Source organism: Streptomyces sp., assembly GCF_050698815.1.
In the GTDB taxonomy this organism is placed as follows: domain Bacteria; phylum Actinomycetota; class Actinomycetes; order Streptomycetales; family Streptomycetaceae; genus Streptomyces.
The window spans coordinates 1-6,630 of sequence record NZ_JBOHCV010000344.1; the positions used below are offsets into that span (position 1 = coordinate 1).

At 70.8% G+C, this 6,630-nt stretch carries 7 protein-coding genes and 2 pseudogenes; 4 read left to right on the top strand and 5 right to left on the bottom strand.

The window, feature by feature from the left end:
* The first annotated feature begins 112 nt into the window (after positions 1 to 112).
* Positions 113 to 1,231, top strand: a complete 1,119-nt coding sequence (gene serC / locus ACRDP3_RS12615) for a phosphoserine transaminase (protein ID WP_431516997.1) — start codon at positions 113 to 115, stop codon at positions 1,229 to 1,231.
* 95 nt (positions 1,232 to 1,326) lie between these two features.
* Here serC and ACRDP3_RS12620 read toward each other — a convergent pair.
* Positions 1,327 to 1,650 (bottom strand): annotated as a pseudogene (locus ACRDP3_RS12620) (ABC transporter permease); the annotation flags it as partial.
* Positions 1,651 to 1,665: 15 nt separating this feature from the next.
* On the opposite strand from ACRDP3_RS12620, the gene ACRDP3_RS12625 reads away from it, so the two are divergent.
* A complete protein-coding gene (locus ACRDP3_RS12625; RefSeq protein WP_431516998.1) occupies positions 1,666 to 1,902 on the top strand; it encodes a TetR/AcrR family transcriptional regulator C-terminal domain-containing protein in 237 nt (78 codons plus the stop codon).
* A gap of 47 nt (positions 1,903 to 1,949) precedes the next feature.
* Here ACRDP3_RS12625 and ACRDP3_RS12630 read toward each other — a convergent pair whose 3' ends face one another.
* The 3 genes from ACRDP3_RS12630 to ACRDP3_RS12640 are packed head-to-tail and all read right to left on the bottom strand — an operon-like array spanning position 1,950 to position 4,158.
* The gene (locus tag ACRDP3_RS12630; RefSeq protein ID WP_431516999.1) at positions 1,950 to 3,002 is read right to left on the bottom strand and encodes a hypothetical protein; all 1,053 of its coding nucleotides are present in this window, start codon (positions 3,000 to 3,002) and stop codon (positions 1,950 to 1,952) included.
* Between the two features lie 2 nt (positions 3,003 to 3,004).
* Positions 3,005 to 3,526 (bottom strand): hypothetical protein, encoded by a 522-nt coding sequence (locus ACRDP3_RS12635; RefSeq protein WP_431517000.1) that lies wholly within the window; start codon positions 3,524 to 3,526, stop codon positions 3,005 to 3,007.
* Positions 3,527 to 3,546: 20 nt separating this feature from the next.
* Positions 3,547 to 4,158: an MFS transporter gene (locus ACRDP3_RS12640; RefSeq protein ID WP_431517001.1), complete on the bottom strand. Its 612-nt coding sequence runs from the start codon at positions 4,156 to 4,158 to the stop codon at positions 3,547 to 3,549.
* A gap of 139 nt (positions 4,159 to 4,297) precedes the next feature.
* Between ACRDP3_RS12640 and ACRDP3_RS12645 the strand changes: the two genes are divergently transcribed.
* Both ACRDP3_RS12645 and ACRDP3_RS12650 read left to right on the top strand, forming a co-directional pair.
* Entirely contained in the window at positions 4,298 to 5,266 is a 969-nt protein-coding gene (locus ACRDP3_RS12645) for a helix-turn-helix domain-containing protein (protein WP_431517002.1), read from the top strand.
* Between the two features lie 109 nt (positions 5,267 to 5,375).
* The gene (locus tag ACRDP3_RS12650) at positions 5,376 to 6,371 is read left to right on the top strand and encodes an aldo/keto reductase (protein ID WP_431517003.1); all 996 of its coding nucleotides are present in this window, start codon (positions 5,376 to 5,378) and stop codon (positions 6,369 to 6,371) included.
* Between the two features lie 156 nt (positions 6,372 to 6,527).
* Here ACRDP3_RS12650 and ACRDP3_RS12655 read toward each other — a convergent pair.
* Positions 6,528 to 6,630, bottom strand: a pseudogene (locus tag ACRDP3_RS12655) (RNA 2',3'-cyclic phosphodiesterase); the annotation flags it as partial.

Consider the following 6,630-nt stretch of genomic DNA (forward strand, 5'->3'; position numbering starts at 1 on the left):
GCACGTGCCCCGCGCGGAGGGGGACCCCTCACGGGAACCCGCGGCCCTCGGCCCGTCTCATCCGGTGGACCCCTTCCCGTGTCCCGGCGACGGACGGACTAGGCTTCCGACCGTGGCTGATCTCCAGATTCCCGCAGATCTCAAGCCCGCCGACGGTCGATTCGGCTCGGGCCCGTCCAAGGTGCGTACGGAGGCGCTGAGCGCCCTGGCTGCCACCGGTACCTCCCTCCTCGGCACCTCTCACCGCCAGGCCCCCGTCAAGAACCTGGTCGGCGCGGTCCGCGAGGGCGTCAAGGAGCTGTTCGAGCTGCCGGAGGGCTACGAGGTCGTCCTCGGCAACGGCGGGTCGACCGCCTTCTGGGACATCGCGACGCACGGACTGATCGAGTCCAGGTCGCAGCACCTCTCCTTCGGCGAGTTCTCCAGCAAGTTCGCCAAGGCCGCCAAGCAGGCGCCGTGGCTGGGTGAGCCGACGGTGATCGAGTCGGCGCCGGGCACCCACCCCGAGGCGCGGGCCGAGGCCGGCGCGGACGTCTACGCCTTCACGCACAACGAGACCTCGACCGGCGTCGCGATGCCCATCCGGCGCGTGCCGGGTGCCGACGACAACGCGCTCGTACTGGTCGACGCCACCTCTGGCGCGGGCGGGCTCCCGGTCAACCTCCGCGAGACCGACGTCTACTACTTCGCGCCGCAGAAGTCCTTCGCCGCCGACGGCGGCCTGTGGCTCGCCGTCTTCTCGCCGGCGGCCATCGAGCGGGCCGAGCGCCTCGCCGCCTCCGACCGGCACATCCCGGCGTTCTTCGACCTGGCGACGGCGATCGACAACTCCCGCAAGAACCAGACGTACAACACCCCCGCCCTCACCACGCTCTTCCTCCTCGACGACCAGCTGAAGTGGATCAACGGCCACGGCGGCCTCGACTGGGCTGTGCGTCGCACCGCGGAGTCCTCCGGCACGCTGTACCGGTGGGCGGAGGACTCGAAGTACGCGGCTCCCTTCGTCGCCGACCCGACCCAGCGCTCGCAGGTCGTCGGCACCATCGACTTCAACGAGGACATCGACGCCGCCGCCGTCGCCAAGGTGCTGCGGGCCAACGGCATCGTCGACACCGAGCCCTACCGGAAGCTGGGGCGCAACCAGCTGCGGGTCGCGATGTTCCCGGCCGTCGAGCCCTCCGACGTCGAGGCGCTGACCCGCTGCGTCGACCACGTGATCGAGAACATCTAACCGGAACGACGACACGACGACGGGCCCGGACGACTCGCGTCCGGGCCCGTCGTTGTGTCCGCGCCCGTCTTCGGGTGCCCGGACCGGACAGGGTCCTAGTCCGACAGCCGCTGGAACTTGCGTACGGCGAGCGGCAGGAAGACCGCCGTGATGACCAGTGGCCACACCACCGCCGTCAGGGCCGAGTGCTGCTCGATCCAGCTGTCACCGGTCGGCAGCGGATTGCCGTACAGGTCGCGTACGGCGTTCGCGGTCGACGAGACCGGGTTCCACATGGCGATGGCGCCCAGCCAGTCCGGCATCGCGGAGGGCGGGGTGAAGACGCTGGAGATCATCCCGAACGGGAAGGCCACGGCGAACAGGTTGCCCGCCGCCTCCAGGTTCGGGGTGATCAGGCCGAGCAGGACTCCGATCCAGATGCCTACATGACGGGCGTGGCGCGCACCCACGTACTCCAGCAGCAGGCCGCGGCTGACTCCGGCCTCTCGGACGAGGACTTCTGGACGGCGCAAGTGCCCTATCTGGAGCGGGCGATGGCCGGCGGCACGTACCCGCAACTGGCCGGGCTGGACGAGGACGCCTACTCGATGAGTGGCGAAGAGGCGATGCGGTTCGGGCTGCGGCCGCTGCTGGACGGCTTCGAGGCGCTCATCGACAGCAAGAAGCGCTGACCCGGGTCAGTCGGCGGCGGGTCAGTCGCGGCGGGTCAGCCGACCCGTCAGTCGCGGCGCCGGAACAGGCGCCGCAGTCCCATCCACAGGCCGACCGCGACGACGAAGGTGACACCGCCGATGACGACACTCTGGTCGCCGCCCGGGTCGTCGTCCGCGCCGCCGGCGGACCCGTCCGAGCCCTTCGTCGCACCGCTGCCCGAATCCTTCTCCCGCTCCGCGACGCTCGAAGGCAGCAGCTCGCCGTCCAGCTCCAGCGGGTCGACCGAGCTGCGCTTGCCCTCCGAACCGCACATCAGGGTGCGGCCGTCCGGGGCGAAGGTAACCGACTCACCCTGCCCCGCCATGGGCACGCTCACCGGGGTGTCGAGCGGCTCGGGCTTCCCGCCCCGCCAGCGGTACATCCCGCCGCCGAAGTAGCCCCGCAGCACCAGCCGGGTGCCGTCCGGCGAGAACGCGCCGTCCGTCGCCCAGATCTCCGTACGGGCGATCCGCCGGAAGGTGTTCACGCCGGACGCCGACAACCGCTCGGGGCCGGCGTAGATGCCGCCCTTCTCCTTCTGGTTCTTACTGGCGATGTAGACCCGGCCCGTCTTGGGATGCACCATCAGCGACTCGGCGTCGCGCGGGCCGTCGGCGTACCGCACGGTGTAACGGACGGGCGTGACCGTCACGTCGCGAAGCCGCTCCGGCTCCTGGAAGCGGTAGATCCACACCTCGTTCCATCCGCCGTTCAGGTTGTCCCCGATGTCGCCGACGTACACGTTTCCGTTCGGCCCGACGGAGATGGCCTCCACGTCACGGGGGTTGATCCCGCGCAGGGTGACCGTCGCGACGGTCTTGCCGGTGGCGGAGTCGACGGCATAGACGTACGGGCCGTCGTCGGAGTCGTTGTGCGTCCAGTAGACGCCCTTGTGCGCCCGGCTCGCCGCGAGCCCGCTGGACTCGGTGATCCGGGGGCTCTTGATCCTGAAGCCATCACCCTTACCCTCCGCTGTCGCGGCGACGGCATCAGGAGCGGCACCCAGCGAACCGGCCGCGACCAGCATGGCCAGCACCCCGGCGGCGGACAGGGTCGCGGCACGCACAAGCAGAGACATGGTCACCAGTGTCCAGCATCAGCTCGTGCCTCTGCCGCACCGGTGGGGGACGGGCGTGCTGCCGGCGAAGCCGCGCCCAGCACGGCAGTGGCCAGCAGCGCGGCACGCAGCCCGTACGCGTCCGCCGCGGCGCCCAGGGCCGCCGGCCCGATGACCGTTCCGAGACCGAGGAACAGGACGGTACCCGTGAAACCGGTCGAAGGTCGCTCCGGAAACATCCGGTAGCTCCAGACAGCGAGCAGTCCCGAGCCCGCCATGAAGCACGGCCCGTACAGCAGCGCGGACGTGAGCACCGCCGGGAGCGCGCCGGGAGCGAACGCGAGCAGCGCGATCGCGGCGGATATCCCCGCGAAGAGCCCGGCGTGCACGCGGCGGAGCCCGAACCGCCCGATGGCGTGTCCGGTCAGCACACCTGCGGTGCCTGCGAGGCCCATCAGCGTCCAGAAGAGGGGGACGGCGACGCTGTCGTTTCCCGCCACAGCTGCGATCGACTCCACTGCGAACGCCCAGTAGACGGCGCCCATCACTCCGTACAGCGCAGCCGTCAGAAGAGCGGAACCGCTGCACCGCGGAGGAACCACCGGATACGCACGCCACCGGAAAGGTGCGGATCATGCGGGCCACGGGGCGGGTGCGGGCCCCCGGGAAGTACGCGCGCGTTGTGGACCGTGGCCGCCAGCGACACCAGCGCGAAGATGCACCAGACAGCGCGCCACCCGGTCCGCTGCGCAAGCAGCGCCAGCGGTCCTGCGATCGCGACGGCGAAGGCCGTGCCGGTGGCGATGGCGCCCATGACACGCGCGCGCCGCGCACGCGGCACGAGCCGGTCGACAGCATCCGAGTACGGTGCCCAGGCCCAGCCGGAACTGGTCCCGGCCAGCACCAGTCCCGCCGCCAGGGTGAGCGGGCCGCGCGCGAATGCCACCATCCCCGTGCCCAGTGTTGCCGAGAGACCGCCCGCCACTACGAGAGGTCGCGGCCCGACGCGGCCGACAAGCACACCGACCAGCAGCAACGCCACCAGGTAACCGGCGTAGGTCGCGCTTGCGATGAACCCCACCATGGACACGGACAAGTCGAATTCCGTGCGGAAGTGGGGCAGAAAGAGGCCGTAGCCGTATCGGGCGAAACCGAAGGTGACGCCGATGCCGGCCATCCCCGCGATGCCGAGGCGCCAGTGCGCCGGCGGCCCGGCGGCGGGCCGAGCGGAGCGTATGGAGGTCATGGCCCCAGCCTTGATTCCAGGCGTCGGCCGATCCACTGGCGTAAATGACAGAGTGCACTAGATTTACGCCATGTCCGCAGTCTCCGTCCCGCAGCCGGTCCGCGTCGCGGTCCCCGTGCTGGAACAGACCTCGCTCTTCGAACTCGCGGTGCCCTGCAGCGTCTTCGAGGCACCGCGCTACGAACTGACGTTGTGCGCCACCGCTCCCGGTACGCAGCGTGCCGCCGGTGGTCTGCGACTGGAGGCCGAGCGGGGCCTGGAGGCACTCCGCGTAGCCGATCTGGTGATCGTCCCGGCGCTCATGATGAACGGCACCGAGCCACCCGTTCCGCTGCTCGACGCGCTGCGCGCCGCCCACGCCCGCGGTGCCCGCATCGCCTCGCTCTGCTCGGGCGCCTTCGTGCTGGCTGCCGCCGGACTGCTGGACGGGCGCCGGGCGGTAACGCATTGGATGTACGCGGAGGAACTGCGCCGCCGTCACCCGCGCGTGCATGTCGAGGAGAACCCGCTCTACGTAGACGACGGCGACGTCCTCACCAGTGCCGGCTCGGCAGCCGCCATCGACCTGTGCCTGCACATCGTCCGGCGTGACCACGGCAGCGCCGTGGCCGGTGAGATCGGCCGCCGGCTGGTCGTCGCGCCCCATCGGGAAGGCGACCAGGCACAGTTCGTACCGCTCCGGCCGGCATCAGCCGCCCCGTATCGGCGGGACGCGGCGGGGAGCGAGCTGGCCCCCGTCCTCGACTGGGCGGTCGAGCGGCTGCACGAGCCCCTGACCATCAAACAGCTGGCTGTGCGGGCGGGTATGAGCACCCGCACCTTCGGGCGGTACTTCTCCCACGAGGTAGGCACCACCCCGCTCAAGTGGCTGAACGGGCAACGCCTGTCGCGGGCACGCGAACTGCTGGAGACCACCGATCTGCCGGTGGACGCGGTCGCGACCCGCAGCGGGCTGGGAACCGGAGACGGTCTGCGCCAGCACTTCCGCCGCGCCCTCGGCACCACCCCGGCGGCCTATCGCACGACGTTCCGGAGCTAGCCGCCCCTGCCGGGCGCGGCCTCAGCTCGAGGTCATCGCTGCTCGCGGGAAACCCAGCGGCGCGTAGACGCTTGCCTGGAGCGCACTCCAGGGCGTTGGCTTGTGCCTTATGGAGTACACGAAGCTGGGCCGCACCGGTCTCAAGGTCAGCCGGATCGTCCTCGGAACGATGAACTTCGGACCGCAGACCGATGAGGCCGCCAGTCACACGATCATGGATGCCGCACACGGTGCGGGACTGAACTTCTTCGACACCGCCAACGTCTACGGCTGGGGTGAGAACAAGGGCCGCACCGAGGAGATCCTCGGCAGCTGGTTCGCGCAGGGCGGTGGCCGCCGCGAGAAGACCGTGCTGGCGACCAAGGTCTTCGGCAGCATGGCCGCCGAGGGCGAGCGCTGGCCCAACCAGGACCGGCTCTCCGCGCTGAACATCCGCCGCGCCGTGGACGCCAGCCTCAAGCGGCTGCAGACCGACTACATCGACCTCTACCAGTTCCACCACGTGGACCGGGGCACGCCCTGGGAGGAGATCTGGCAGGCGATCGACGTGCTCGTCCAGCAGGGCAAGATCCTCTACGTCGGCTCCTCCAACCACGCGGGCTGGCACATCGCCCAGGCGAACGAGACCGCGGCCCGCCGCGGCTCCTACGGTCTGGTCAGTGAGCAGTGCCTGTACAACCTGGCCGAGCGCCGCGCCGAGATGGACGTGATTCCGGCCGCGCAGGAGTACGGCCTGGGTGTCATCCCCTGGTCGCCTCTGCACGGCGGGCTGCTGGGCGGCGCGATCCGCAAGGAGACCGAGGGCGGCTCCGGGCGCACGGCGTCGGGGCGGTCGGCCGACGCGCTGTCGAACACAAAGGTGCGCGATCAGGTACAGCGGTACGAGGACCTGCTCGCCAAGCACGGCCTGGAGCCGGGAGAGACGGCGCTCGCCTGGCTGCTCGCCCGGCCGGGAGTCACCGGCCCGATCGTCGGCCCGCGCACCACGGACCAGCTCGCCTCGGCGCTGCGGGCCGTGGAGCTGAAGCTCGACGACGAGATCCTGTCGTCCCTCGATGAGATCTTTCCCGGCCCCGGACCGACGCCGGAGGCGTTCGCCTGGTAGCCGGCCGCCGGCCGCGCCCGGCGGGGCAGGGCCCGGGCGGGCCCTAACCGCCGAGCGCGGCGGCGACAGCGACGACGATGAGCATCAGTACCAGCGCACCGCTCACGATGCGCGTCCTCGTCTTGATATTCACGCCCCCAACCGTAACCGGCCGCGTCACCTGCCCAGCGGGCAGGCCGCGACCTGCTCGTAGCGGGGCTGCTCACCGGGCACGCCGCTGTCGGGCAGCCGGCTGCGTACGAGCGCGACCTCCCCGGCC

Coding starts and splice junctions, on each gene's coding strand:
- ACRDP3_RS12630 (WP_431516999.1), bottom strand. CDS start 3,002: ATGTCTCTGCTTGTGCGTGCCGCGACCCTGTCCGCCGCCGGGGTGCTG.
- ACRDP3_RS12635 (WP_431517000.1), bottom strand. CDS start 3,526: ATGGGCGCCGTCTACTGGGCGTTCGCAGTGGAGTCGATCGCAGCTGTG.
- ACRDP3_RS12640 (WP_431517001.1), bottom strand. CDS start 4,158: ATGGCCGGCATCGGCGTCACCTTCGGTTTCGCCCGATACGGCTACGGC.
- ACRDP3_RS12645 (WP_431517002.1), top strand. CDS start 4,298: ATGTCCGCAGTCTCCGTCCCGCAGCCGGTCCGCGTCGCGGTCCCCGTG.
- ACRDP3_RS12650 (WP_431517003.1), top strand. CDS start 5,376: ATGGAGTACACGAAGCTGGGCCGCACCGGTCTCAAGGTCAGCCGGATC.